Origin of the sequence: Pseudomonas pisciculturae, assembly GCF_015461805.1 — a bacterium.
GTDB lineage: Bacteria > Pseudomonadota > Gammaproteobacteria > Pseudomonadales > Pseudomonadaceae > Aquipseudomonas > Aquipseudomonas pisciculturae.
The window spans coordinates 703,873-729,808 of record NZ_JACVZE010000002.1 but is presented as its reverse complement, the minus strand read 5'-3'; the positions used below and the strand labels follow the sequence as shown (position 1 = coordinate 729,808).

At 60.2% G+C, this 25,936-nt stretch carries 26 protein-coding genes; 12 read left to right on the top strand and 14 right to left on the bottom strand.

Annotated elements, in window-relative coordinates:
• Nucleotides 1-6: 6 nt before the first annotated feature.
• The gene (locus ICY20_RS09020; RefSeq protein WP_135291247.1) at nt 7-309 is read right to left on the bottom strand and encodes a c-type cytochrome; all 303 of its coding nucleotides are present in this window, start codon (nt 307-309) and stop codon (nt 7-9) included.
• Between the two features lie 192 nt (nt 310-501).
• Between ICY20_RS09020 and yihA the strand changes: the two genes are divergently transcribed.
• Nucleotides 502-1,143 (top strand): ribosome biogenesis GTP-binding protein YihA/YsxC, encoded by a 642-nt coding sequence (gene yihA, locus ICY20_RS09015; RefSeq protein ID WP_076952232.1) that lies wholly within the window; start codon nt 502-504, stop codon nt 1,141-1,143.
• Nucleotides 1,144-1,413: 270 nt separating this feature from the next.
• Here yihA and polA read toward each other — a convergent pair whose 3' ends face one another.
• Nucleotides 1,414-4,191 carry a DNA polymerase I gene (gene polA, locus ICY20_RS09010; protein WP_194937309.1) on the bottom strand — a complete coding sequence of 926 codons (2,778 nt, stop codon included), beginning with the start codon at nt 4,189-4,191 and terminating at the stop codon, nt 1,414-1,416.
• Between the two features lie 74 nt (nt 4,192-4,265).
• Here polA and ICY20_RS09005 point away from each other — a divergent pair, with 74 nt between their 5' ends.
• Both ICY20_RS09005 and ICY20_RS09000 read left to right on the top strand, forming a co-directional pair.
• Nucleotides 4,266-4,556 (top strand): DUF2782 domain-containing protein, encoded by a 291-nt coding sequence (locus tag ICY20_RS09005; protein WP_038851128.1) that lies wholly within the window; start codon nt 4,266-4,268, stop codon nt 4,554-4,556.
• A gap of 56 nt (nt 4,557-4,612) precedes the next feature.
• Nucleotides 4,613-5,566: a homoserine kinase gene (locus ICY20_RS09000; protein ID WP_159961877.1), complete on the top strand. Its 954-nt coding sequence runs from the start codon at nt 4,613-4,615 to the stop codon at nt 5,564-5,566.
• 127 nt (nt 5,567-5,693) lie between these two features.
• On the opposite strand, the gene ICY20_RS08995 is transcribed toward ICY20_RS09000, so the two are convergent.
• A complete protein-coding gene (locus tag ICY20_RS08995; RefSeq protein WP_194937308.1) occupies nt 5,694-6,623 on the bottom strand; it encodes a zinc ABC transporter substrate-binding protein in 930 nt (309 codons plus the stop codon).
• A gap of 58 nt (nt 6,624-6,681) precedes the next feature.
• Between ICY20_RS08995 and zur the strand changes: the two genes are divergently transcribed.
• The 4 genes from zur to ICY20_RS08975 are packed head-to-tail and all read left to right on the top strand — an operon-like array spanning nt 6,682 to nt 9,481.
• The gene (zur, locus tag ICY20_RS08990) at nt 6,682-7,164 is read left to right on the top strand and encodes a zinc uptake transcriptional repressor Zur (RefSeq protein ID WP_159961879.1); all 483 of its coding nucleotides are present in this window, start codon (nt 6,682-6,684) and stop codon (nt 7,162-7,164) included.
• Nucleotides 7,164-7,943, top strand: coding sequence for a zinc ABC transporter ATP-binding protein ZnuC (gene znuC, locus ICY20_RS08985; RefSeq protein WP_159961880.1), 780 nt, complete (start codon nt 7,164-7,166; stop codon nt 7,941-7,943). The genes zur and znuC overlap by 1 nt, the downstream gene beginning before the upstream one ends.
• Nucleotides 7,936-8,724, top strand: coding sequence for a zinc ABC transporter permease subunit ZnuB (gene znuB, locus ICY20_RS08980; protein ID WP_159961881.1), 789 nt, complete (start codon nt 7,936-7,938; stop codon nt 8,722-8,724). The genes znuC and znuB overlap by 8 nt, the downstream gene beginning before the upstream one ends.
• 37 nt (nt 8,725-8,761) lie before the next feature.
• A complete protein-coding gene (locus ICY20_RS08975; RefSeq protein ID WP_194937307.1) occupies nt 8,762-9,481 on the top strand; it encodes a PA5502 family lipoprotein in 720 nt (239 codons plus the stop codon).
• A gap of 102 nt (nt 9,482-9,583) precedes the next feature.
• On the opposite strand, the gene katE is transcribed toward ICY20_RS08975, so the two are convergent.
• Nucleotides 9,584-11,713: a catalase HPII gene (gene katE / locus ICY20_RS08970; RefSeq protein WP_194937306.1), complete on the bottom strand. Its 2,130-nt coding sequence runs from the start codon at nt 11,711-11,713 to the stop codon at nt 9,584-9,586.
• A 229-nt stretch (nt 11,714-11,942) separates the two neighbouring features.
• Between katE and ICY20_RS08965 the strand changes: the two genes are divergently transcribed.
• From ICY20_RS08965 to ICY20_RS08955, 3 genes are read left to right on the top strand one after another with little or no spacing between them, the layout of a single operon-like run.
• Nucleotides 11,943-12,950: a methionine ABC transporter ATP-binding protein gene (locus ICY20_RS08965; RefSeq protein WP_159961884.1), complete on the top strand. Its 1,008-nt coding sequence runs from the start codon at nt 11,943-11,945 to the stop codon at nt 12,948-12,950.
• On the top strand, nt 12,950-13,624 hold the full coding sequence (locus ICY20_RS08960) for a methionine ABC transporter permease (protein WP_194937305.1): 675 nt from the start codon (nt 12,950-12,952) through the stop codon (nt 13,622-13,624). Before ICY20_RS08965 ends, ICY20_RS08960 begins: the two co-directional genes overlap by 1 nt.
• A gap of 51 nt (nt 13,625-13,675) precedes the next feature.
• Nucleotides 13,676-14,446, top strand: a complete 771-nt coding sequence (locus ICY20_RS08955; RefSeq protein ID WP_159961886.1) for a MetQ/NlpA family ABC transporter substrate-binding protein — start codon at nt 13,676-13,678, stop codon at nt 14,444-14,446.
• 178 nt (nt 14,447-14,624) lie between these two features.
• Here the strand turns inward: ICY20_RS08955 and ICY20_RS08950 are convergent, their stop codons facing one another.
• Genes ICY20_RS08950 through ICY20_RS08930 form a run of 5 tightly spaced genes read right to left on the bottom strand, consistent with a single transcriptional unit; the run spans nt 14,625 to nt 18,551 of the window.
• Entirely contained in the window at nt 14,625-15,260 is a 636-nt protein-coding gene (locus ICY20_RS08950; protein WP_194937304.1) for an SCO family protein, read from the bottom strand.
• On the bottom strand, nt 15,257-16,156 hold the full coding sequence (gene cyoE / locus ICY20_RS08945; RefSeq protein ID WP_159961888.1) for a heme o synthase: 900 nt from the start codon (nt 16,154-16,156) through the stop codon (nt 15,257-15,259). The genes ICY20_RS08950 and cyoE overlap by 4 nt, the downstream gene beginning before the upstream one ends.
• A complete protein-coding gene (locus ICY20_RS08940; RefSeq protein ID WP_159961889.1) occupies nt 16,144-17,223 on the bottom strand; it encodes a COX15/CtaA family protein in 1,080 nt (359 codons plus the stop codon). Before ICY20_RS08940 ends, cyoE begins: the two co-directional genes overlap by 13 nt.
• Before the next feature lie 10 nt (nt 17,224-17,233).
• Nucleotides 17,234-17,818: a hypothetical protein gene (locus ICY20_RS08935; protein WP_159961890.1), complete on the bottom strand. Its 585-nt coding sequence runs from the start codon at nt 17,816-17,818 to the stop codon at nt 17,234-17,236.
• Entirely contained in the window at nt 17,784-18,551 is a 768-nt protein-coding gene (locus ICY20_RS08930; protein ID WP_159961891.1) for an SURF1 family protein, read from the bottom strand. The genes ICY20_RS08935 and ICY20_RS08930 overlap by 35 nt, the downstream gene beginning before the upstream one ends.
• Before the next feature lie 43 nt (nt 18,552-18,594).
• Here ICY20_RS08930 and ICY20_RS08925 point away from each other — a divergent pair, with 43 nt between their 5' ends.
• Nucleotides 18,595-18,798, top strand: a complete 204-nt coding sequence (locus tag ICY20_RS08925; protein WP_159961892.1) for a twin transmembrane helix small protein — start codon at nt 18,595-18,597, stop codon at nt 18,796-18,798.
• 6 nt (nt 18,799-18,804) lie between these two features.
• Here ICY20_RS08925 and ICY20_RS08920 read toward each other — a convergent pair whose 3' ends face one another.
• The 4 genes from ICY20_RS08920 to coxB form a co-directional block, all read right to left on the bottom strand.
• Nucleotides 18,805-19,692, bottom strand: a complete 888-nt coding sequence (locus tag ICY20_RS08920; RefSeq protein ID WP_194937303.1) for a cytochrome c oxidase subunit 3 — start codon at nt 19,690-19,692, stop codon at nt 18,805-18,807.
• Nucleotides 19,693-19,727: 35 nt separating this feature from the next.
• Nucleotides 19,728-20,279 carry a cytochrome c oxidase assembly protein gene (locus ICY20_RS08915; protein ID WP_065875624.1) on the bottom strand — a complete coding sequence of 184 codons (552 nt, stop codon included), beginning with the start codon at nt 20,277-20,279 and terminating at the stop codon, nt 19,728-19,730.
• A gap of 168 nt (nt 20,280-20,447) precedes the next feature.
• The gene (ctaD, locus tag ICY20_RS08910; protein ID WP_194937302.1) at nt 20,448-22,034 is read right to left on the bottom strand and encodes a cytochrome c oxidase subunit I; all 1,587 of its coding nucleotides are present in this window, start codon (nt 22,032-22,034) and stop codon (nt 20,448-20,450) included.
• Nucleotides 22,035-22,092: 58 nt separating this feature from the next.
• Entirely contained in the window at nt 22,093-23,220 is a 1,128-nt protein-coding gene (coxB, locus tag ICY20_RS08905) for a cytochrome c oxidase subunit II (protein WP_159961895.1), read from the bottom strand.
• A gap of 367 nt (nt 23,221-23,587) precedes the next feature.
• On the opposite strand from coxB, the gene ICY20_RS08900 reads away from it, so the two are divergent.
• Nucleotides 23,588-24,235, top strand: a complete 648-nt coding sequence (locus ICY20_RS08900) for a hypothetical protein (protein WP_159961896.1) — start codon at nt 23,588-23,590, stop codon at nt 24,233-24,235.
• 130 nt (nt 24,236-24,365) lie between these two features.
• On the opposite strand, the gene ICY20_RS08895 is transcribed toward ICY20_RS08900, so the two are convergent.
• On the bottom strand, nt 24,366-25,901 hold the full coding sequence (locus tag ICY20_RS08895) for a SulP family inorganic anion transporter (protein WP_194937301.1): 1,536 nt from the start codon (nt 25,899-25,901) through the stop codon (nt 24,366-24,368).
• Nucleotides 25,902-25,936: the final 35 nt, after the last annotated feature.

Here is a 25,936-nt window from a genome sequence, read left to right as displayed (position 1 = left end):
TAAGAGTTATCTACCGGGTTTACTCACCATCAACTCAATGACGGCCTGGTAATCCTCAGTACTGCAGTCCATGCACAAACCACGCGGCGGCATTGCCTTGAAACCCTGGGTCACGTGTAGCACCAGCGTGTCCATGCCCTGCGCCAGTCTTGGCGCCCAGGCTGCCTGGTCACCCCGCTTGGGGGCATTAGGCAACTGGCCGGCATGGCAAGCCACGCAAACTCGGTTGTACACCGCCTCTGGATCCTGTGTAGCCTGAGCGCCATACAGCGGAGCCAGCACACCAAAAGCGAGCAACCATCTGGTCATACGTCGACCATTTCAGGGTTTGAGAGCGTTTTGCGTTCTAATGCGCAATAAAGGTCTTTCGCTCCCGTGAACCTCATCCTTCGCTGGGACAAAGCACACACAAAATCTGCGGCATTATATACTGGCCCTACTGAAACGGAAACGACACCGCTTGCCGCACCCTTTCTCGGCATCGCCCACATCGGAAATCTCATGCAACTCAAGAATCCCATCCTTGGCCTGTGCCAACAGTCCACGTTTATGCTCAGCGCCGCCAAAGTTGACCAATGCCCCGATGACGAAGGCTTTGAAGTCGCCTTTGCTGGCCGTTCCAACGCCGGTAAATCCAGCGCACTGAACACCCTGACCCACGCCAGCCTCGCGCGCACCTCGAAAACTCCGGGCCGCACGCAACTGCTCAATTTCTTCAAGCTAGACGATGATCGGCGTCTGGTCGACCTGCCGGGCTACGGTTACGCAAAAGTACCTATCCCGTTGAAGCTGCACTGGCAGCGTCACCTTGAGGCTTACTTGGGTGGCCGCGAGAGTTTGAAGGGTTTGATTTTGATGATGGACATCCGTCATCCAATGACCGATTTCGACCTGTTGATGCTCGATTGGGCCGTTGCCAGCGGCATGCCAATGCATATTTTGCTGACCAAGGCCGACAAGCTCACCTACGGCGCAGCCAAAAACACCCTGCTCAAAGTGCAGTCCGAAATCCGTAAAGGCTGGGGCGACGCGATCACCATCCAACTGTTCTCGGCGCCAAAGCGCATGGGCCTGGAAGACGCTTACACCGTGCTGGCAGGCTGGATGGAATTAGCAGACAAAGGCGCGGAACTGGCCGAGTAACTTTTCTGCAGGCAAAAAAAACCCCGGACTTCTTATGGGGAGGGGAAGTTCGGGGTTCAAGTACTGGACCGCTAGGGCGGGGTCCAGATATCTGCCAACACTTAACACAACATAGGAGCATTGAAGGGCTTCACCACCCATTCAGTAACTCTGAGTGGCACTTCACGGGTTAAGTTCCGGCAGGTTCAAAAAACTATTGGAAATAACTGACGGCGACTTCTGAACTAAAGCACTCTGCCACCACCTTGCGGTGGCAGAAAAGCCCCGTAATCAGTGCGCTTCGTCCCAGTTATTGCCCACGCCCACTTCCACCAGTAGCGGTACATCCAGCTGTGCAGCCGCGCTCATGTGCTCGCGAATTTTTTCGCTGACTTCGGCGACCAGATCCTCGCGCACCTCCAACACCAATTCATCGTGCACCTGCAGGATCACCCTGGCATCCAGGCCCGAGTCGGTCAGCCAGTTGTCCACCAATACCATGGCTTTCTTGATGATATCTGCCGCCGTGCCCTGCATCGGCGCGTTGATCGCCGTGCGCTCTGCGGCGGCGCGCTCTTGAGGCTTGTTGGAGTTGATATCCGGCAGGTACAGGCGGCGCCCAAAGAAGGTCTCGACATAGCCTTGATCGGCGGCCTGGCCGCGCGTGCGATCCATGTACTCGCGAACGCCAGGGTAACGCGCGAAGTACACATCGATATAGGCCTTGGCGGTCTTGGTATCGACGCCAATGTCCTTGCCGAGCTTCTGCGCACCCATGCCATAGATCAGGCCAAAATTGATCGCCTTGGCGCTGCGGCGCTGGTCCGAGGTGACCTCGCTCAGCTCAACCTTGAACACTTCGGCCGCCGTGGCCGTATGCACGTCCAGGTTGTGGCGGAAGGCATTCAACAAGCCTTCATCCTTGGACAGGTGCGCCATGATTCGCAGCTCGATCTGCGAATAGTCCGCCGCCAGCAGTTTGTAGCCCTTGGGCGCGACAAACGCCTGACGAATCCGACGCCCCTCAGCAGTACGCACTGGAATGTTTTGCAAGTTCGGATCACTGGAAGACAAACGCCCAGTGGCTGCCACCGCCTGGTGATAAGACGTGTGAATACGCCCGGTACGCGGGTTGATCTGCTCCGGCAGGCGGTCGGTGTAGGTGCTTTTGAGCTTGCTCATGCTGCGGTACTGCATCAGCACCTTGGGCAGCGGGTAATCATCTTCGGCCAGCTTGGCCAGCACTTCCTCAGCCGTGGAGGCCTGGCCTTTGCCGGTCTTTTTCAGCACGGGCAAACCGAGTTTTTCGTACAGAATCGCGCCGAGCTGCTTGGGCGAGCCCAGGTTGAACTCTTCACCAGCAATCTCGTAAGCCTGGCGCTCCAGCTCGACCATCTTGTCGCCCAGCTCAATGCTCTGAACGCCCAGCAACTGCGCATCCACCAAAGCACCCTGGCGCTCGATACGCGCCAGCACCGGCACCAGTGGCATCTCGATATCCGTCAACACACTCGCCAGGCTCGGGATGGCCGTCAATTGTGCAAACAGCTCCTGATGCAGGCGCAAAGTCACGTCGGCATCCTCGGCCGCGTACGGGCCGGCCTGCTCAAGTGCAATCTGGTCAAAGGTCAGCTGCTTGGCGCCCTTGCCGGCGATGTCCTGGAAGCTCACGGTGTCGTAGTCCAGGTACTTCTTGGCCAGGCTGTCCATGTCATGCCGCGTTGCGGTGGAGTTGAGCACGTAGGATTCGAGCATGGTGTCGAACGCGATGCCGCGCACGGTAATGCCTTGCGCCGGGTCGCCGCCGATGGCGCAGTTGGCCAGAATATTCATGTCGAACTTGGCGTGCTGGCCGACCTTAAGCTTGGTCGGGTCTTCCAACAGCGGCTTGAGGGCCAGCAACACGGTGTCGCGATCCAATTGCTGCGGCGCACCGATGTAGGAATGGGTCAGCGGAATGTAGGCCGCTTCATGGGCCTGCACCGCGAAGGACACGCCCACCAACTGCGCCTGGTGCGCGTCAATGCCGGTGGTTTCAGTGTCGAATGCAAACAGCTTCGCCGCGTTTAGCTTCCCCAGCCACAGATCGAAAGTCGCCTGATCGAGGATGGTGGTGTAGCTCGCCTCAACCGGCGCCGCTGGCTCAACAACCTCTTCAGCAGCCGGCGCGGCCTTGAGCTCCACGCGCTTGGCGTCGCGCTGGACGTCATCGATCCAGCTCTTGAATTCGAGCAGCGAGTAAAGCTCCAGCAGTTTTTCGCGGTCCGGCTCGTTCAGGTGCAGATCATCCAGACCCACGTCCAGCGGCACATCGCACTTGATCGTCGCCAAGCGGTAAGAAAGAAAGGCCATCTCCCGATGTTCTTCGAGCTTGGCCGGCAGCGTCTTGGCGCCTCGGATCGGCAGGGTCGGAACAATGTCCAACTGCTCATACAGCTCTTTGATCCCGCCGTTCACACCAACGAGCAAGCCGGACGCCGTTTTGGGGCCAATACCCGGAACACCCGGAATGTTGTCGGACGAGTCCCCCATCAACGCCAGATAATCGATGATCTGCTCCGGAGCGACGCCAAATTTCTCCTTTACGCCTTCGATGTCCATCGCGCTACCGGTCATAGTGTTGACCAAGGTAATGTGCCCGTCGACCAACTGCGCCATGTCCTTGTCACCGGTAGAGATCACCACCGGTCGATCGGCGGCCGCGCTGCTGCGGGCCAGAGTGCCAATTACGTCATCGGCCTCGACGCCCTCGACACACAGCAGCGGGAAGCCCAGGGCGATCACGCTCTGATGAAGGGGCTCGATTTGCACGCGCATGTCATCGGGCATGCTGGGGCGGTTGGCCTTGTAGTCGGCGTACATATCGTCGCGAAAGGTCCCGCCCTTGGCGTCGAACACCACCGCGAACGGGCTGTCCGGATACTGCTTGCGCAGGCTTTTGAGCATGTTCAACACGCCCTTGACCGCACCGGTGGGCAGGCCTTTGGAGGTGGTCAGCGGAGGCAGCGCGTGGAAGGCGCGGTACAGATATGAAGAACCGTCCACCAGGACGAGGGGGGCTTGGCTCATGAGCAGGATCAACCTTTTCGGCGGGTCAGGCGCTAGAATAGCCGGACCAATGACGACAAAGGGACAAGGTTATCATGCGTACATTCAATCGCCTGCTGTTCACTGGCTTGATTGCACTCGCTCCCATGGCTGCCATGGCGGCAGACAGCGCCCCCGGGGGCGACCCGGAAGTTACCATTCGCACGGAAGGCGACAAGACCATCCAGGAATACCGCCAAAACGGTTTCCTGTATGCAATCAAGGTAACGCCAAAGGGCGCACCGCCTTATTTTCTGGTGCGCGCAGACGGAACCGATGCGAACTTCATCCGCTCTGACCAGCCGGATATGCTGATCCCGTCATGGAAGATTTTCGAATGGAAATGATTTCTTAACTTCAATTGGCGCCGCCCATCGCGGCGCCCGTACTGGCAGTTTTAACCATGTCTGTGTTCACCCCCCTGGCTCGGCCCGAGCTGGAAACCTTTCTCGCCCCTTACGGGCTCGGCCGCCTGCTTGATTTCCAGGGAATTGCCGCCGGTAGCGAAAACACCAATTTCTTTATCAGCCTGGAACAGGGCGAATTCGTCCTGACCCTGGTTGAACGCGGCCCGGTCGCCGAAATGCCGTTCTTTATCGAACTGCTCGACGTGCTCCATGACGCCGACTTGCCCGTGCCTTACGCGCTGCGCACCACCGACGGCGTGGCCCTGCGAGAGCTCAAAGGCAAACCGGCACTGCTACAACCGCGCCTGGCGGGCAAGCACATCAAGAGCGCCAACGCGCAGCATTGCGCCCAGGTTGGCGACCTGCTGGGCCATCTGCACCTGGCGACGCAAGGCGAAAAGGTACTGGAGCGCAAAACCGATCGCGGCTTGGATTGGATGCTCAACGAAGGTGCACAGCTGATTTCGCACCTGGATGAGGCGCCACAACGTCTGCTGCAAGACGCACTGGATGAGATAGAGGCCCACAAGGCCCAGATCCTCGCCCTGCCACGCGCCAACATCCACGCCGACCTGTTCCGCGACAACGCGATGTTCGAAGGCACGCACCTTACCGGCCTGATCGACTTCTACAACGCCTGTTCCGGCCCGATGCTGTACGACGTGGCAATCGCTCTGAATGACTGGTGTTCAGATGAAGACGGCGTGATCGACGGCCAACGCGCTCGCGCCTTGCTGGGCGCCTATGCGGGGCTGCGGCCGTTTACTGCGAAAGAAGCTGAGCTGTGGCCGACGATGTTGCGGGTGGCCTGTGTGCGGTTTTGGTTGTCACGGCTGATCGCCGCTGAGTCGTTTGCGGGTCAGGACGTACTGATTCACGACCCGGCAGAATTTGAACATCGCCTGGCGCAACGCCAGCAGGTCACGATCCAACTGCCGTTCGCGCTCTAAAAGACAACCGGGATTAAAAATGTGGGAGGGGGCTTGCCCCCGATATCGGTGTACCAGCCAACACACCCATTGCTGATCCACCGCCATCGGGGGCGAGCCCCCTCCCACATTTGATCTTCACTGGGCTTTAGAGTGATTCCAGGCACCCAGCCAAGTCATTCCCCAGTTTCTCCAGCACCTGCTCATAGCCTTGCGCTGTAGCCGGCGTGTACCCACCCAACGCATCCAACTCCGCCAACTTCACCGGCAGGCCAGCCACCAGGGTCTCGGCCAAGCGCGGACGCAACGGCGGCTCACTGAACACACAGGTCTTGCCCACCTCCTGCAACCGCGTACGCATGGCGGCCACATGCTGGGCGCCAGGCTGCACTTCGGCTGCAACGCTGAACACGCCGGCATGCTTGAGGCCGTAGGCATCTTCGAAGTAATCGAAGGCTTCGTGGAAAACGAAATACGGCTTGTCGCCCACGGTTGCCAGGCGGGTTTTCAACCGGGCATCCAATGCATCAAGACGCTCAATGAACGCCTTCACGTTGCTCTGATACTTTGCAGCATGGGCCGGGTCGGCCGCGCTGAGGTCGGTGGCCATACGCGCGGCAATCACCCGGGCATTCACCGTCGACAGCCACAAGTGCGCATCCACGCTGCCTGGGCGGTGATCGTGGTCATGTTCATCAGCATCGTCGGCGTGAGAGTGGCTATCTTCGCCAAAACGACGCAGCTTCATGCCTGGCAGGTCTTGAACGGCTACCGTCGGCAGGCTACGCCCCTTGAGCACGCGAGGCAGGAAGGTCTCCATGTCCGGCCCGATCCAATAGAGCAGATCGACCGACTGCACACGCCGTACGTCGGATGGTCGCAGCGCGTAGTTATGCGGCGACGCACCCGGCGGCAACAACACCTCCGGCACCGCTACACCGTCCTGCACAGCCGCGGCGATCAGCTGCAATGGCTTGATGCTCGTCAGCACCTTGACCTCGGCCTGAGCGGCACCCGCAATAAACAAACTGGTGATGAAAACGACAAAAACGGGAAAAAGTCGGGACACGATGACCACTCAATGGCGTAGGAACGGGTAACATAATAACGTCTCTATCAAATATCTGTCGCCGCTCATGCCTAAAACACCACTTGCCAGCCGTCCCCACGACCACTCTCACTGCGTGCACACTGCGCTGTCGGAGGCCGACACCCTCTGCGCACAGAAGGGTTTGCGCCTGACCGCGCTGCGCCGCCGCGTGCTGGAACTGGTGTGGCAGAGCCACAAGCCGTTGGGTGCCTACGACATTCTTGGCGTGCTCAGCGAGCAAGACGGCCGCCGCGCCGCGCCGCCGACGGTGTACCGCGCACTGGATTTCCTGCTGGAAAACGGCCTGGTGCATCGCATTGCTTCGCTCAACGCCTTTGTGGGCTGCAACCACCCGGAACACGCGCATCAGGGCCAGTTCCTGATTTGCCGTGAATGCCACGCCGCCATCGAGCTTGAACAAAAAAGCATCAGCGACGCCATTATCAAAAGCGCCGCCGACGTCGGCTTCACGGTCGAAGGGCAAACGGTCGAAGTGGTAGGCCTGTGCTCCGGTTGCCAGGGGGCTTGATGAGCAACGCGTTAATCCGCCTGGAGCAGGTTGGGGTCACGTTCGCCGGGCAAGCCGTGCTGGATAACATCGCGCTCAGCGTAGAGCCGGGGCAGATCGTTACCCTGATCGGCCCCAACGGCGCTGGCAAGACCACTCTGGTGCGCGCCGTACTCGGCCTGCTCAAGCCCGACACCGGCAGTGTGTGGCGCAAGCCCAAGCTGCGCGTCGGTTATATGCCGCAGAAACTGCACGTCGACCCAACGCTGCCACTGTCCGTACTGCGCTTTCTGCGCCTGGTGCCCGGTGTAGACCGCGCCCGCGCCCAGGCCGCACTCAAGGAAGTCGGCGCCGAGCAGGTGATCGACAGCCCGGTGCAAAGCATCTCAGGCGGCGAAATGCAGCGTGTCTTGCTGGCCCGCGCTCTGTTGCGCGAGCCGGAACTGCTGGTGCTCGATGAGCCCGTGCAAGGTGTCGACGTCGCCGGCCAGGCCGAGTTGTACAGCCTGATCACCCGTCTGCGCGACCGCCATGGCTGCGGCGTGCTGATGGTGTCCCACGACCTGCACCTGGTCATGAGCACCACCGACCAGGTGGTGTGCCTCAACCGCCACGTGTGCTGCTCTGGCCATCCGGAGCAAGTCAGCGGCGACCCGGCATTCGTCGAGTTGTTCGGCAAGAACGCCCAGAGCCTGGCGATCTACCACCACCATCACGACCACGCCCATGACCTGCATGGCGCAGTGGTCGACGATCCCGCTACACCTCATGTTCATGGAGATAGCTGCAAGCATGGCTGATTTTCTGCTCTACGCCCTGCTGGCAGGCTTGGCTTTGGCGTTGGTGGCGGGCCCGTTGGGCTCGTTTGTGGTGTGGCGACGCATGGCCTATTTCGGTGACACGTTGTCCCACGCCGCGCTCTTGGGCGTGGCGATGGGCTTCTTGCTGGATGTCAGCCCGACCATAGCGGTGACCGTTGGCTGCCTGCTGCTGGCGGTGCTGTTGGTGACCCTGCAACAACGCCAGCCGCTGGCGTCCGACACCCTGCTAGGCATCCTGGCGCCCAGCACCTTGTCGCTGGGCCTGGTGGTGCTGAGCTTTATGCATGAAGTGCGCATCGACCTGATGGCCTACCTGTTCGGCGACTTGCTGGCGATCAGCCCCACTGACCTGGCCTGGATACTCGGCGGCAGTGCGGCCGTGTTGGCGTTGCTGGTTGCCCTGTGGCGTCCGCTGCTGGCAATTACCGTGCACGAAGAACTCGCCAGGGTAGAAGGCCTGCCCGTCCCCGCACTGCGCATGACCCTGATGCTGTTGATCGCGGTAGTGATTGCTGTCGCGATGAAGATTGTCGGCGTATTGTTGATCACGTCACTGCTGATCATTCCCGCCGCCGCCGCCCAGCGCCACGCCCGCTCACCGGAGCAGATGGCGATTGGCGCCAGCTTGTTGGGGATGCTGGCCGTGTGCGGGGGCCTGGCGTTGTCCTGGTTCAAGGACACGCCGGCCGGGCCATCGATTGTGGTCTCGGCCGCCGCCCTGTTTCTGCTGAGTTTTGTCCTGCCCCGTCGAGGGGTGTAGACTTGCTCGCTTTTTGCGCAAATAGAGAGTCGCAGGAATGAAGCCGTTCACCTCCCGTTATCTGCTCCTTGCCGCATTTTCCCTGCTGCTGGGCGCCTGTCAAAGCACACCGCCCGCCGCCAACCCGGCCCCGGACGCACGCGCTACGGCCATCGCGCAGCTGGAGCAAAACCTGGCCAGCAGTGAGTTGGCCACCGCCGAAGACCAGCTTGCCGCATTGCAGGCCCAGTCGCCCAACGACCCGGCGCTTGAGCCGTACCAGCGCCAGTTGGCCGAAGCCTACCTGCAACGCAGCCAGATCGTGTTGCAAAAAGGTGATGTCAACGCCGCAGCCACCGCACTCAGCCGTGCCCGCGCACTGATGCCCAAGGCGCCCGCGCTGACCGGCGGCGTTAACAGCGCCATCAGCCACGCCCGCAAGGCCGAGCTGGACCAAGCCGAAGCGGCCTTGAAGGCTGCCGAAGCCAAGCCAGTGGCCAAGGTCATCGACCCGGCAGCTGAAAGCACCACCGTGGCGCTGAACCTCACCGATATCCAGGAACTGCGCCATCAACTTGATGCGATCGCCACCGATGTTGTGAATTACCAGTGTGATGTGAGCATTCAGGTGCCGCGTACTGAGGATTACCCTTGGCTGGCCACGTTGCTGACCAAGCGGGTCAAACGTATCGATTCGGGGTATGACCTGAAACTTCACCGGCAGATCTTGAAGAAGATTCCGGCGCAGGTTGTTCTGATTCCGCGCAAGGCTGAATAAAGCCATCGGGGGCAAGCCCCCTCCCACACTTTGAATGTATTCACAGATCAAAATGTGGGAGGGGGCTTGCCTGCGATAGCGATCTAACTAACAACCCAAAGTTTAAGCCGGAATCGCCTTGGCCTTCGCCTCACGATCCCAAACCCGATGCTGCCCAATCGCGGCAAAGAACGCTTTGAACGCTTTCGCATCCGCCCCCACGATCAGCCCCGCATCTGCCTCAAGCTTGAGCAGGTCCAGCAATGACTTCGCGTCACTGGCAACGGCAATCGCCTTCAGGTGCTTGTACGCCTCCAGCAAGTAATGCAGCGCCACGCCGTCCTCGCTCAATGCCTTCACCGACGCTTTACCGCCGGGCACGAAGACGGCATCAAAGGCAACGGACGGCAAACCTTCCATCGACGCATCCACCGCCAGGCTCTTGCCATCTGCCGTGGTGACCGGCGCTGACGTTGGCCCCAGCACCTTGGCATGCGCACCTTCGGCGGCCAGCGCCTTCTTCAACGCCGCAATCGCCACGCCGTCCACGCCATTGGCGGCCAAAATCGCCACCTTGCGGGTTTTGATATCGGCCGGCAGCAAATTCGCCTGGCTCAATGCCGGCGAGCGTGCCAATGAAGTCTTGCGCTCCTCCACCGTGCCTTTTTTCGGCACCGGCAGACCAAGGTTCTGCGCAACACGCTTGGCCAGCTCCAAGTCAATATTGGCCAAAATCTCGTTGACCTGGCGTACCCGAATAAACTCACGCTCCACCTTGCCCAGCTCAAAGCTATAGGCCGAGATGATGTGTTCTTGCTCGTGCTTGCTCATGCTGCGGAAAAACAGACGCGCCTGGGAGAAGTGGTCGCCGAATGACTCACTGCGCTCACGCACCTTATGGGCATCGATGCGCTCGTAATAAGACTCGAACCCACCGTCTTGCGCCGCTGGAGGTGTTTCTTTCGGCCAGCCACCATCGATCGAATTAGGCTCATACGCAGCGCGGCCCTTATCGATCACCGTGCGGTGCATGGCATCGCGCTGGCCGTTATGAAACGGCGCGACCGGCCGATTGATCGGCAGCTCATGGAAATTCGGGCCGCCGAGACGGCTGATCTGCGTGTCGGTGTAGGAAAACAGACGCCCCTGCAACAGCGGGTCGTTAGAGAAGTCGATACCCGGCACGATATGCCCAGGGCAGAACGCCACCTGCTCAACTTCGGCAAAGAAGTTATCCGGGTTGCGGTTCAGCACCATTTTGCCCAGCGGCGTGATCGGCACCAGCTCTTCGGGAATCAGCTTGGTCGGGTCGAGGATGTCGAAGTCAAACGCGTGCTCCTTGTCTTCAGGGATCACTTGAACGCCCAACTCCCACTCGGGGTAATCGCCGGTTTCGATGGATTCCCACAAGTCGCGACGGTGGTAGTCGGTATCTTTACCCGCGAGCTTCTGCGCTTCGTCCCACACCAGCGAGCAAGTACCGGCGGTAGGGCGCCAATGAAACTTGACGAAGTTGGAGACGCCTTCGGCGTTGATAAAGCGAAAGGTATGTACGCCAAAGCCCTGCATGCTGCGTAGGCTTTTGGGAATCGCACGGTCAGACATGGCCCAGATCACCATGTGCGCCGACTCTGGCTGCAACGACACAAAATCCCAGAACGTATCGTGCGCCGAGCCGCCGGTAGGAATCTCATTGTGCGGCTCAGGTTTTACCGCATGCACGAAGTCAGGAAACTTGATCGCGTCCTGAATGAAAAACACCGGCATGTTGTTGCCCACCAGGTCGAAGTTGCCTTCGTCGGTGAAAAACTTCACCGCAAACCCACGCACATCGCGCACGGTGTCGCCGGAACCGCGCGGGCCCTGCACCGTAGAAAAACGCACGAACACGGGGGTTTTATGGCCCGGGTCGCGCAGGAAACCGGCCTTGGTGAGCGCCGAGTGGTTTTCATAACTTTGGAAATAGCCATGTGCGCCTGTGCCGCGCGCATGCACGATGCGCTCGGGGATACGCTCATGGTCAAAGTGCGTGATTTTCTCACGCATGATGAAGTCTTCCAGCAGCGAAGGTCCGCGTGCGCCAGCCTTCAAGCTGTTCTGGTTGTCGGAAATCTTGACGCCTTGATTCGTGCGCAAGGCCTGGCCGGTGGCGTCGGAACGGAACGTTTCCAAGGCTTGCAGCTTGGCGTTGGTGTTCTTACGGTCCAGGGTGTCGGTTCCGGCGAGTTCGCTCTTTGGCTTTTTGGTACTCATCAGTCAAATCTCCTTATCCAGACCCAGGCACGGCACCCGGGAAATCGCGTTGCCTAAGTAGTGACTGACACCGTTTTGCACCGTTCCTTTTTTATGACCTTTGATCGCGTTATTGCCAAATCGCTGGTTGAATGCGAAATAAATGCTAAGAAACGCTATACGGACAGGCTAAAATGCGCGCCCGGCTAACCGCTGATCCCTTTTCCATGCGCCCCACAAGGTTCGCTACGTGATCGAGTTTCATAACGTCCATAAAACCTACCGCGTCGCCGGTAAGGATATCCCCGCGCTACACCCCACCAACCTGACCGTCGAGAACGGCCAGGTGTTTGGCCTTATTGGCCATTCGGGTGCAGGCAAAAGCACCCTGCTGCGCCTGATCAACCGCCTCGAAGAACCGAGCGGCGGCCAAATCAGCGTCGACGGCGAAGAAGTCACCGCCCTGGACGCCAACGGCCTGCGCCGTTTCCGCCAGCAGGTCGGGATGATCTTCCAGCACTTCAACTTGCTGGCCTCCAAGACCGTCGCCGACAACGTGGCGCTGCCGCTGACCCTGGCCGGCGAGCTGTCGCGCAAGGACATCGACCTGCGCGTCGCCGAGCTGCTCGCCCGTGTCGGCTTGTCGGACCACGCCAAGAAGTACCCGGCGCAGTTGTCCGGCGGCCAGAAGCAGCGCGTCGGCATCGCCCGCGCCCTGGCGACCAAGCCAAAAATCCTGCTGTGCGACGAAGCCACCAGCGCCCTCGACCCGCAAACCACCGCTTCGGTGCTGCAACTGCTGGCCGAGATCAACCGCGAGTTGAAGCTGACCATCGTGCTGATCACCCATGAAATGGACGTAATCCGCCGTGTCTGCGACCAGGTGGCCGTGATGGACGCCGGTGTGATCGTCGAGCAAGGCTCGGTCGCCGAGGTGTTCCTGCACCCCAAGCACCCGACCACCAAGCGGTTCGTGCAAGAGTCCGAACAGGTCGACGAAAACGAGCAACGCGATGACTTCGCCCACGTACCGGGCCGCATCGTGCGCCTGACGTTCCAGGGCGAAGCGACCTACGCGCCGCTGCTGGGTACCGTCGCTCGTGAAACGGGTGTGGATTACAGCATCCTCGCCGGTCGTATCGACCGCATCAAAGACATCCCCTACGGGCAACTGACCCTCGCCGTCACCGGTGGCGACATGGAGGCGGCCTTTGCCCGCTTCACCGCCGCTGATGTCCATATGGAGATCCTGCGCTAATGGAAGCCCTGTTGAGTTTCTTCGCCAATATCGACTGGTCGGAAATCTGGCTCGCCACCGGCGACACCATGACCATGCTGTTTGGTTCGCTGTTCTTTACCGTGGTGCTTGGCCTGCCGTTGGGCGTGCTGCTGTTCCTGACCAGCCCGCGTCAGTTGTTCGAGCAAAAAGGCCTGTATGCGCTGCTGTCGCTGGTCGTGAATATCTTGCGCTCGCTGCCGTTCATCATCCTGTTGATCGTGATGATCCCGTTTACCGTACTGATCACCGGCACTTCGCTGGGCGTGGCGGGTGCGATTCCGCCGCTGGTGGTCGGTGCCACGCCGTTCTTTGCGCGCCTGGTGGAAACTGCCCTGCGCGAAGTGGACCGCGGCATCATCGAAGCCACCCAGTCGATGGGCGCCACTACGCGCCAGATCATCACCAATGCCCTACTGCCTGAAGCCCGCCCCGGCATCTACGCGGCGATTACGGTGACGGCGATTACACTGGTGTCCTACACGGCCATGGCCGGTGTGGTCGGCGCCGGTGGCCTGGGCGACCTGGCGATCCGTTTCGGTTACCAGCGCTTCCAGACCGATGTGATGGTGGTCACCGTGGTGATGCTGTTGATATTGGTGCAAATTCTGCAAACCGTCGGCGACAAGCTGGTGGTGCACTTTTCTCGAAAATAACGAGCATTGCTGGCCACACGCCAGCACCTGCCCGAACAAGGAGCTTGTTGGATGAAAAAACTACTGGTTGCTTTCGCCGCCGTTGCTGCGTTTTCCGCCCACGCCGAGACCATTACGGTCGCAGCCTCGCCGGTGCCGCACGCAGAAATCCTGGAATTCGTGAAACCTGCACTGGCCAAAGAAGGCGTGGATTTGCAGGTCAAAGTCTTCACCGATTACGTACAGCCCAACGTACAGGTGGCTGAAAAGCGCCTGGACGCCAACTTCTTCCAACACCAGCCGTACCTGGATGAGTTCAACAAGGCCAAGGGCACTCACCTGGTGAGCGTTGGTGCCGTGCACCTGGAGCCTCTGGGCGCTTACTCCAGCAAGTATAAAAAACTGGACGAGCTGCCAAGCGGTGCCAACGTGGTGATCCCGAACGACGCCACCAACGGCGGCCGTGCGCTGTTGCTGCTGGCTAAAGCGGGCGTGATCACCTTGAAGGACCCGACCAACATCCTGTCGACCATCAAGGACATCACCGTCAACCCTAAAGGCCTGAAGTTCCGCGAACTGGAAGCCGCCACCCTGCCGCGCGTGCTGACCCAGGTCGACCTGGCGCTGATCAACACCAACTACGCTCTGGAAGCCAAGCTGGACCCTTCCAAGGATGCGTTGGTGATCGAAGGCAACGACTCGCCTTACGTGAACATCCTGGTGACCCGCGAAGACAACAAGGATTCGGACGCGGTGAAGAAGCTGGTTGCAGCCTTGCACACGCCTGAGGTGAAGAAATTCATCGAAGAGAAGTACAAAGGCGCGATCAAGCCGGCGTTCTGATGCAACTCGATCTCCCAAACACTGGAGATCAAAAAATGTGGGAAGGGGCTTGCTGTGGTGAGGGGGCTTGTCCCCCGATGGGTGCACTGAAGATCCATTAGGGCTGCTTCGCAGCCCAGCGCGGGGCAAGCCCGCTCACCACAGCAAGCCCCCTCCCACATTTGTTATGTGTCGCTTGTTACTGACGCTGTAGCAAAACGGGCAACTGCGCCACCAGCTTCTGGTTATTCAACGGCGCCCGGATAAACCCCCGCTGCGTACCATCCGGCCCGATCACCGCCAGGTTTCCGCTATGGTCCACGGTGTAATTGGGCTTGCTGATATCGGCCGGAATAAACGGAATGCTCACCGCATTCGACACCTTCTGCACATCGTCCACATTCGCGCCGGTCAGCCCCACAAATTGCGGGTCGAAGTAGCCCAGGTACTGCTTGAGCTGGGTCGGCGTATCGCGATTCGGGTCAACACTGACCAGGATCACCTGCAACTTATCCACAACGTCCTTGGGCAGCTCGCTCTTGATCTGGCGCAGTTGGGCGAGGGTGGTGGGGCAGATGTCCGGGCAGAAGGTATAGCCGAAGAACAGCAGGCTCCACTTGCCTTTCAATTCATTGACCTGCACCGGCTGGCCTTCCTGATTGGTCATGGTCACCGGCGGCAGCTGGCGGCTTTGCGGCAGCAGGATAATCCCAGCGTCGATCAACGCGGTAGGGTCGCCCTGGCCTTTGCCATTGAGCACTTTGTTGACGGTCAGGCCCATGATCAACGCGACGATGGCCACCAGGATAAAGACGGTTTTTTGAGTTCGGGTCATAGGTTCAACAATAGGTAGTGGTCTACGAGCAGGGCGATAAACAGCAACAGCAGGTACCAGATAGAGTACTTGAAGGTGTTGATCGCCGCGTGCGGCCGACCGCCACGGTACAACACCCAGGCCCATTGCAGAAAGCGTGCGCCCAATAACAGGGCACACGCCAGGTAGAGCAGGCCGCTCATGTGGATGACATAGGGCATCAAGCTCACCGCCAGCAAGGCGCAGGTGTAGAGCAGGATATGCACCTTGGTGTAGTGCTCACCATGGGTGACCGGCAGCATGGGGATGTCGGCCTTGGCGTATTCTTCCTTGCGGTGAATGGCCAGGGCCCAGAAGTGCGGCGGCGTCCAGGCAAAAATGATCAGCACCAGCAGCAAAGGCTCGGCGCTGATATGCCCGGTGACCGCGACCCAGCCCAGCAACGGCGGCGCCGCGCCGGCCAAACCGCCGATGACGATATTCTGCGGCGTCGCACGCTTGAGAAAGCCGGTGTAGATCACCGCATAACCCAGCAGCGAAGCCAAGGTGAGCCACGCCGCCAAGGGGTTGGTAAACGTCAGCAGCAGCACTAACCCCGCCACCGCCAGCAACAATGCAAACACCAACGCCGCCAACGGTGATACGCGCCCTTGGGCCAAGGGCCGCTTATGGGTGCGTGCCATCACCGCATCGATGCGTCGGTCTACCACATGGTTGACCGCTGCTGCGCCACCCGCACACAGCGCAATCCCAAGATTGCCGAACACCAGCACCGTCCACGGCACCCCCGCGCGGGTCGCCAGGAACATACCCACCAGGGAGGTGATCAGCATCAGCACCACCACTTTCGGCTTGGTCAGCTCCAGGTAGTCGCGCCAGAGCGCCTGGTCGTGACGCGCGCCGATCAAGGCCGCCATGGCATCTCTCCTTTAAGGGTGATGAGGCCCGATACGTGTTTGCGTGGAATAAACCGCCAACCAAACGGCAGTTGGTTGCGCACCCGAACCAGGCTCGTGCGGGCGTGGTAGTTGACCAGCACCAGCGTCAGCAGTAATGCCGCACCGCCGGCGTTATGACCCACCGCCACCGGCAACGGCAGATGGAAATACACATTGCTCAGCCCCAGGCAGATTTGTGCGGCCAGAGCGATCAACAATAGGCCCACCAAACGCGTCATGCCCACCGCACGCAGCTGCCAGGCCAGGCCCAGCAACACCAGCGAGACGAGCACAGCGCCAACGCGATGGGTCAGGTGAATGGCGGTGCGCGCCTCGCTGTCCAGTTGCCCGCCGAGATAATTGGGGCCGATGTGCTGGGTGAGGTGAAAACCATTGGCAAAGTCCGCCGCCGGCCACCACTCGCCATGGCAGGTCGGCAAGTCGATACAGGCCACTGCCGCATAGTTGGAGCTGACCCAGCCACCCAGCGCAATCTGCCCGATCACCAGCACCAACCCGGCGGTGGCCCAATATTGCAGGCGCTTGGGCACGATCAGCGCTGGCAGTACGCCCGACAAGCGCAACGTCAGCAAAAACAGCAGGCTCAAGGTGGCGAAACCGCCCAACAGGTGGCCGGTCACCACCTGCGGCCACAGCTTCAACGTCACCGTCCACATCCCAAACGCCGCCTGGGCAAAGACCACCGCCAGTAGGAATAACGGCAGCTTCACCGGCTGACCGGGATCGCGCCGATGACTCCACGAGCGCGCCGCCAACAGCACAATCAGTAAACCCAAGGTGGCGGCGAAGTAGCGATGCGTCATCTCAGCCCAGCCTTTGTCGGCCTCAACTGGCGTATCGGGGAAGTGCAGCTCGGCATGGGCCAGTTGGGCTTCGCTCTGCGGCACGCTGATAAAACCGTAGCAACCAGGCCAGTCCGGGCAACCCAGGCCAGCGTGGGTCAAACGGGTATAAGCGCCGAGCAACACGACAATCAGCGCCAGCAAGGTGGCAAACAACGCGAGGCGAAATCCAGGTTTGGCCATGACGATGCCCTTATCCGATGTTCGACAGTTTCAGCAGGTGGCGAAGGTCGTTGAGCAAATCCTTGCCCTTGACCTTGGCGTCATATCGCAGCACCAGGTTGCCGTGGGGGTCGACGATCCACAGCTGCGCATCGCCAGGGGCGGCGGCGGCCTTGGTGAAGGTCGACAGGTCCAGCGGGTAACGTTGTAGTTGAGGATATTCGGCCTTGAGCTTCGCCTCGTATTCGCCGCTCACCGGTTGCACGCTGGCCAAGGCATGACTGGCACGGGAAGCATCGCGGCCCAGGCCGATTTGCAGCTGACGCGCCAGATACACCAATTGTTGACAGTCAGCGGCGCAGGCCGCGGGCGCCGTGACCAGCAGTTGCCAGCGACTTTCATCGGCCTGCACCCCGATATCGGCGCGGGTCTGGCCGTTGCCGATCATCTCGCCGTGATAGCTGCGGCTGTCCGGCACCCAAAACTGCAGCTTGTACATAAAGGTCGCCAGCGCCATCGGGCCGATCACCATCATCAGAATAAGGATCAACTGCCAGCGGCCTTTGCGCCGGTTTGGCAGCTCAGACACGTTGAGTGGATTCATGGCCGCTCCCATGGGGCTTCTCCTTTTTTGTGTTGTGCCAGCCGAGGTAGAGGTAAAGCGCCAGCAGCGCCAAGGCCATGGCGAACCACTGCACCGCGTACCCCATGTGTTTTTCAGGGCCCATCGCGACGATCGGCCATGTCGTTTCGTACACAGCGGGCCCGGCTTCGGCGCGCAGCTCGTAGGCAAACCCTGTGCGGCCCAGCTCGGCCCACAGCGCGGCCGGGTGCAGCGCAGTCAGTAGGCGCGGCCATTGCGCGGTTGCCGGGTCGGCATGCAATTGAAAGGTTTCGCCAGGCGCCACGTACACCCAGGCGTCGAGATTCAACGGTTGTTCAGGCGTGGTGAAGGCGGGCGAGATGCGCCGGTCTGGCCAGGGCAGCCAGCCGCGATTGAGCAACAGCCATTGGCCGCTGGCCTGGTCGTGGAAAGGTTGCAGCAGCTCGACACCGGCCTTGCCATCGCGCATGCGGTTGTCGAGCAACACGCTGTGCTGGGCGTCGAACTGCCCGCGCAGACGCACACGGCGAAAGGCGGGATCAGCCATGTCATTGAGCTGTACACCGCTGACCGGCTCAGCCACACGCCGTTCGGCGTAGCTGTCCACCAGCAGCTGTTTTTCATGGCCGCGAGACAACTGCCAGAAGCCCAGGCCGACCATCAGCGGCAGCAGCACCAACACCGTCAGTGTCGGTGCAAGCCCTGGGCGAAAGCTTTTTGCGGCGCTGGCTATACTTATTTTCATTGCCCGCCTTTTCATTGCCTGCTCATCCCATTGGAGCCGCACCATGCTCAAAGCAGCCATTGCCCTGATGCTGATCGCGACTGTCGTGAGCCTGTTCAGTGGCTTGTTCTTTCTGGTCAAGGACGAGGGCAACGCCAATCGCCTCGTCACCGCCCTGACCGTGCGTGTCGTACTGGCCGTGATCACCGTGGCGCTAATCGCCTGGGGCTTCTTCAGCGGCCAGCTGGTTTCTCACGCGCCGTGGTAACTCACCTCACAGCACATACACGAAGAAAAACAGCCCGATCCACACCACATCCACAAAGTGCCAATACCAACTGGCCGCCTCGAAGCCGAACTGGTGCTCGGCGTTGAAATGCCCCTTGAGGATGCGCATCAGCATCACAAACAAAATGATCGTGCCGATGGTCACGTGGGCGCCATGAAAGCCGGTCAGCATGAAGAACGTTGCGCCATACACGCCTGAGCCCAAGGTGAGACCCAGCTCTTTGTAAGCGTGGATGTATTCCTCGGCCTGAAACCCGAGAAACGCCAGGCCCAGCAACACCGTGATCGCCAACCAGATCTTCAGCGCACCGCGATGGCCTCTGCGCAAGGCATGGTGAGCGATGGTGATCGTCACGCTGGAGCTGACCAACAAAATGGTGTTGACCAGCGGCAGGCCCCACGGGCTGATCGTGCCCTCAGGCGCCGGGTACAGTTTCGGGTCAGGGTTGTTGAGCAGCGGCCAGGCAAATTCGAAATTCGGCCACAGCATATGCGCGATGCCTTTTGACCCTTCGCCCGCCAACCACGGCGCCGACATGTGCCGCACGTAAAACAGCGCGCCGAAGAACGCGATAAAAAACATCACTTCCGAAAAGATGAACCAGGACATGCCCCAGCGAAACGAGCGATCCATCTGCGGGCTGTACAAACCGGCGCGACTTTCCTTGATCACCGCGCCGAACCAACCGAACAACATGTAGGCCAGCAGCAGGCCGCCGACGAAAAAGATCCACGGCCCGTGGGATTCCGGGCGTGCGGCCTTCAAATCGTTGAACCAAACAGCCAGGCCGTACACGGTGATCAACAGACCAAACGTCGCAATTATTGGCCATTTGCTTTGCGCTGGTACGTAGTACGTATCATGAGACGACATGTATTCGCTCTCCTGATTGAGGGGGCAAACAGTAGCTAGCCGCCCGTGTGGACGGCCACCGGCGGTTGGCGCGCAGTGATATCAAATAGGGTGTACGCCAGGGTCAAATGCTTCACATCCTTGGGCATGTCGCGGTCGACGATAAATCGCACGGGCATTTCAATGCGTTGACCCGGCTGCAACACCTGCTGGGTGAAGCAAAAACATTCGGTCTTGTGGAAATACATCGCCGCTTCGGCCGGGGAAATGCTCGGCACGGCCTGGGCGGTCATGGGCTTGTCGGTGGGGTTGTAGGCCACGAACAGCATCTCGGTCACCGCCCCCGGGTTGACCACCACCTCATCGGCTTTGGCGTAAAAATCCCAGACCATGTCGATGGCATTGGTGGATAGAAATTGCACGCGCACCTGGCGCGACGGGTCCACCACCTGCGAGCCCTCGTACTGCCCGGCGGTCTTGCCGTTGATGCCGAAGGCCTTGCACATCACGTCGTAGATCGGCACCAGGGCGAAGCCGAAGGCGAACATGGCCACGACCAGGATCAACAGGCGGGTGACCAGGCGCTTGAGCGGCACGGACTCAGCCATAACGATCACCCAAGTCGAACGCGGTCAATGTGGGAGGGGCGGTGCGACGATTCGACTTGCCCCCGATAGCTGACTCACAGCCAATGATGATGTCGACTGACACACCGCCATCGCGGGCAAGTCGAATCGTCGCACCGCCCCTCCCACAGGGGATTTGTGGTGACCGGTTCATTTCACCTCCGGCGGCGTAGTAAACGTGTGATAAGGCGCCGGCGACGGCACGCTCCACTCCAACCCCTCAGCCCCATCCCACGGTTTGGCCGGCGCAGGCGGGCCACCACGGATGCACTTGATCACGATAAACAGGAAGAAAATCTGCGTAGCGCCAAACATAAAGGCGCCAATCGACGAGACCATGTTGAAGTCAGCGAACTGCAAGTTGTAGTCCGGCACCCGGCGCGGCATGCCCGCCAACCCCACAAAATGCATCGGGAAGAACGCCAGGTTCATGCCCACGAAAGACAGCCAGAAATGCAGCTTGCCCAGGGTTTCGTCGTACATGTGGCCGGTCCATTTCGGCAGCCAGTAGTAGGCCGAGGCGAAGATGCCAAAGATCGCACCGGGCACCAGTACGTAATGGAAGTGCGCCACCACGAAATAGGTGTCGTGGTACTGGAAGTCCGCCGGGGCAATTGCCAGCATCAGCCCGGAGAACCCGCCGATGGTGAACAAAATCACAAACGCCACCGCGAACAACATCGGCGTCTCGAACGTCAGCGAGCCTTGCCACATGGTGCTGACCCAGTTGAACACCTTCACCCCGGTGGGTACGGCGATCAGCAGGGTGGCGTACATGAAGAACAGTTCGCCCACCAACGGAATGCCCACCACGAACATATGGTGCGCCCACACGATAAACGACAGGAACGCGATGCTCGCCGTGGCGTAGACCATTGAGGTGTAGCCAAACAAGGGTTTGCGCGAGAAGGTCGGGATGATCGAGCTGACGGCGCCAAAGGCCGGCAGGATCATGATGTACACCTCGGGGTGGCCGAAGAACCAGAACACATGCTGGAACAGCACCGGGTCTCCGCCGCCGGCCGCACTGAAGAAGCTGGTGCCGAAGTGGATGTCCATCAGCATCATGGTCACGCAGCCCGCCAGCACTGGCATCACGGCGATCAACAGGAATGCAGTGATCAGCCAGGTCCACACGAACAGCGGCATTTTCATCAGCGTCATGCCCGGCGCACGCAGGTTGAGAATGGTGGCGACCACGTTGATCGCGCCCATGATCGAACTGATGCCCATCAGGTGGATGGCAAAGATGAAGAAGGTCACGCTTTCCGGCGCATAGGTGGTGGAGAGCGGGGCGTAGAAGGTCCAGCCGAAATTCGGGCCGCCGCCCGGCGTGAAGAGGGTCGAAACCAGCAACAGGAACGCCGCCGGCAGCAGCCAGAAACTGAAGTTGTTCATGCGCGGCAGGGCCATGTCTGGCGCGCCGATCATCAACGGGATCATCCAGTTGGCCAGGCCGACGAACGCTGGCATCACCGCGCCGAACACCATAATAAGGCCGTGCATGGTGGTCATCTGGTTGAAGAACGCCGGCTCCACGATCTGTAGGCCGGGCTGGAACAACTCGGCGCGGATCACCATGGCAAACGAACCGCCCAGCAAGAACATGGCGAACGCGAACCACAGGTACATCGTGCCGATATCTTTGTGGTTGGTGGTCAGCACCCAGCGCATCAGGCCTTTGGCGGGGCCGTGGGCATGGTCGGCGTGACCATGGTCATCGATCACAGTGCTCATGGCCGTTCTCCTGCAAGCGAGTGGGCGGGGCCGGTCGAGTTAAACGCCTTGAAATAGGTCATTTGCTTTCCGCCTGCTTGATGGCGAGCACGTCTTTAGGCGTGACCATGTCGCCTTTGTTGTTGCCCCACGCGTTGCGCTCGTAGGTCACCACAGCGGCGATATCGACTTCAGAAAGCTGCTTGCCGAAGGCTGCCATCGCGGTACCTGGCTTGCCGTGATAGACAATGCTCAGGTGATCGGCCGCAGGCCCGGTGGCGATTTTCGAGCCCTTGAGCGCCGGGAACATCGGCGGCAGGCCCTGGCCCTCAGCCTGGTGACAGGCTACGCAGGTGGTGTGGTAGACCTTGTCGCCACGAGCCACCAACTCTTCCAGCGTCCATTCTTTGGAGGTCAGCTCTTTAAGCTTGGCGGCCTCTTCCTTGCGCTCACCGAGCCAGGTTTCGTAATCGGCCTTGGACTTGACCTCGACCACGATCGGCATGAAACCGTGGTCCTTGCCGCACAGCTCGGCACACTGGCCACGATAGATGCCGGGCTTCTCGACGCGGGTCCACGCCTCGTTGACGAACCCTGGGATGGCGTCACGCTTGACCGCGAAGGCCGGCACCCACCAAGAGTGAATAACGTCAGCGGCCGTCACCAGAAAGCGCACCTTGGCCCCCACCGGCAGCACCAGCGGCTGGTCGACTTCCAGCAGATAGTGCTCGCCCTTGGTGGCCTGGTTATGAATTTGCTCAGCGGGTGTGGCCAGGTTGCTGAAGAACTCCACGTCCTGGCCCAAGTATTTGTAATGCCACTTCCACTGGTAGCCAGTGACCTGGATATCGATATCCGACTCACTGCTGTCGTAGATATTGATCAAGGTCTTGGTTGCCGGTACGGCCATCGCGATCAGGATCAGCAGCGGCACGACGGTCCAAAGGATTTCCACCGTAGTGCTCTCGTGGAACTTGGCAGCCACCTGGCCCGTAGACCGGCGATGCAGGATCATCGACCAGAACATCGCGCCAAACACGATGATGCCGATCACTACACAGATCCAGAAAATGGTCATGTGCAGGTCAAACACGGCGTGACTGACTTCTGTAGCCCCTGGCGCCATATTCGTTGTCCAGGCGGCGTGCGCCTGGCCGAATACCGACCACAACAGGAGGCCCATCCAAACGTGTGGATGTCGCGTCATTGCGGGTTCCCCTTATCGTTCTTGTTATCCCGCCGGTTTGCACCTGCGTCGAAGGGAGCGGCTTCCATAATGCTTACAACCGCTTAGCCTCACCTGCTTATGCAGTCTGGCGTCATCAGCTAATTGCGTACAAACCCGAGTATAGACAGGGTCTGCAACCCCGCAATGTGTAGGGACAAATCAATGAAAACGGACAGGCGGGGCCAGTAACGGCGGGGGCGGAATCGTTTATCCGACGAACGATGGCATTTCGATATAACACAGGCGCATAACCATGAAATAATTATGACAAATGCGTCTGAGGGCCTCGTATAAACGAGCTACCTTATCGTCTTCCTTTTCCTACGCCTGCTTCACTGGAGCCTTCATGAACACCGCCGCATTGCGCGAGCAAATTTCCCGTGCCCATCAACACGAAGCCAGCACGGGCCAGTTGGCCCAGCAGTTGGAAACCCAACTGCCGCACCTGCATTCGGCCATCTCCCTGGCTGACGGTGACCGCAACGTCGTGATGACTCGCTTCGTCACTGCCTATATCGACCTGGTTCCAGACCTGCTGGACGCCGCCAACGACGTGGCCCGCGAGGCAGGCATCGAAAGCCAGATCAAGCCGGTGCTGAAGATCGCCGAGCACTTCTTCCTGCAACCGCCGGCGATCCTGGCCGGGCATGTCGGCCTCGACGGCCTGCTCGATGAGGCCTACCTGGCTCATCGCCTGGTGGAAGAAGTAAACGATCTGTATATCAAGCATTTCGGCCAACCGCTGATTCCCGCGGACACCACCGTGGCTAACCTGATTGCCCACCAGTTGATCGGCGAAGCATTTGCCAACCAACTGGATGAGGCCGTGCATTTGGCGGTGGATGAGATGCTCAACGAAGACAGCTTTGCGCTGGAATCGGTAGAGGCTTACCGCGACAAGCTCAAAAGCCCGGACACGGAAGCTGCGTGGAAGCGCTGGCCGTGCCTGTCTCGGCAGTTGGGCGTTGAGTTGGCGTTGGATCAGCCTGCCTGACTTTCCAGACCGATAGATATCAAATGTGGGAGGGGGCTTGCCCCCGATAGCGAAGTGTCAGTCGATACAAATTTGACTGGTAAACCGCCATCGGGGGCAAGCCCCCTCCCACATTTTTGCCCCGATTTCGTCAGTTGGTAGGTGCCGCCGAGCCTATGCCCGTAGTGGTTCGCACCCGGCCTTCCAACCGACGCTTCAACCCCCGCGCCTCAATCACCAGCTTCGACCCTTTGGAAGCATTAGCGCGCCCCCATTCCTCGAGCAATTCCAGGCAGGAGTGGTCGATGTAGCTCAGGTTGCTCAGCGGCACATGCAGCGTGGTCCCCATAGGCACCGTCGACAGCACTTGGGTCAACGCCGGCACTTTCAGAAAGGTGGCCGCACCGGTCAAACGCAGCTCCATCTCACCGTCCTGGGGCAAGTCAACCAGGCTGACTTTCAGGCGCGAGGCCTTGAATGCGAGCTTGACCAACGTCAGCCCAAACCCCACCAGTACGCCGGTCAGCAGGTCGGTAAAGATGATCGCCAACGCCGTAGCGGCGTAGGTAAACATCGGCATCCGGCCGTAGCGTCCCAGCGCTTTGAACGCTTTCACATCCACCAGCTTGATCCCGGTGTACACCAGCACACCCGCCAGGCTCGCCACCGGAATGCTTTGCAGCACGCTCGACAGCAACAACACGAATGCCAGCAGCCACAGGCCGTGGAACATCGCCGACAGACGCGTAGTGGCACCGGCCTGCACGTTGGCCGAGCTGCGCACGATCACGCCGGTCATCGGCAGCGCGCCCACTAGGCCGCAGAGCATGTTGCCTACACCTTGGGCGCACAATTCCTTGTCAAAATCAGAACGCTGCCCGCTGTGCATACGGTCTACCGCCGCGGCGGAAAGCAGGGTCTCGGCACTGGCGATAAACGCCACCGCGAATGCGGCAATCAGCAACTGCGGATCGGCCAGGTTTAGCAGGTCGCTGGGGCGCAGCCAGTCGATGGCATCCGCGAGGTTTTCCGGGACTTCCACGCGTTTGACCTGCAGTGCCAGCAACAGGCTGGCCACCGTGGTCAGGCCCACACCCAGCAATGCACCCGGCACGAAGCGCAGGGTTTGGGGGCGGAACTTGTCCCACAGATACATCACCAGCATGGTCGACAAACCGAGCAGACCGGCCTGCCAGCCGAGACTTGGGATGGCCTGTGCGACTGCCGCCGGGAAGCCCGCCAGGTTATCCAGCCCGGAAGGCTTGGGCGCACCGTCGAGCATCACGTGAATCTGCGAGAGCACAATCAGCACACCGATACCGGCCAACATGCCGTACACCACCGCCGGCGCCGTCACGCGAAACCAGCAACCCAGGCGTAGACGCCCCGCCACCAGTTGCAGAAAGCCCGCCAACAACAAGATCGGCCCGAGCATCATCATGCCGTGCTGGCGCACCAGCTCGAACACCAACACCGCCAAGCCGGCTGCCGGGCCACTGACCTGCAACGGCGACCCCGCCAACCAACCCACCACCAGGCCACCGATAATCCCGGTAATCAAGCCCTTGGCCGGCGGCATACCCGACGCAATCGCGATCCCCATGCACAAGGGCAGGGCGACCAGAAACACCACCACCGAGGCGAGCAGCTCCCGGGGTATTACAGCTTTTAATTGAGCAGCACGCATGATGACTCTCCCAAGGATTTGCCGGGCGCGGCAAA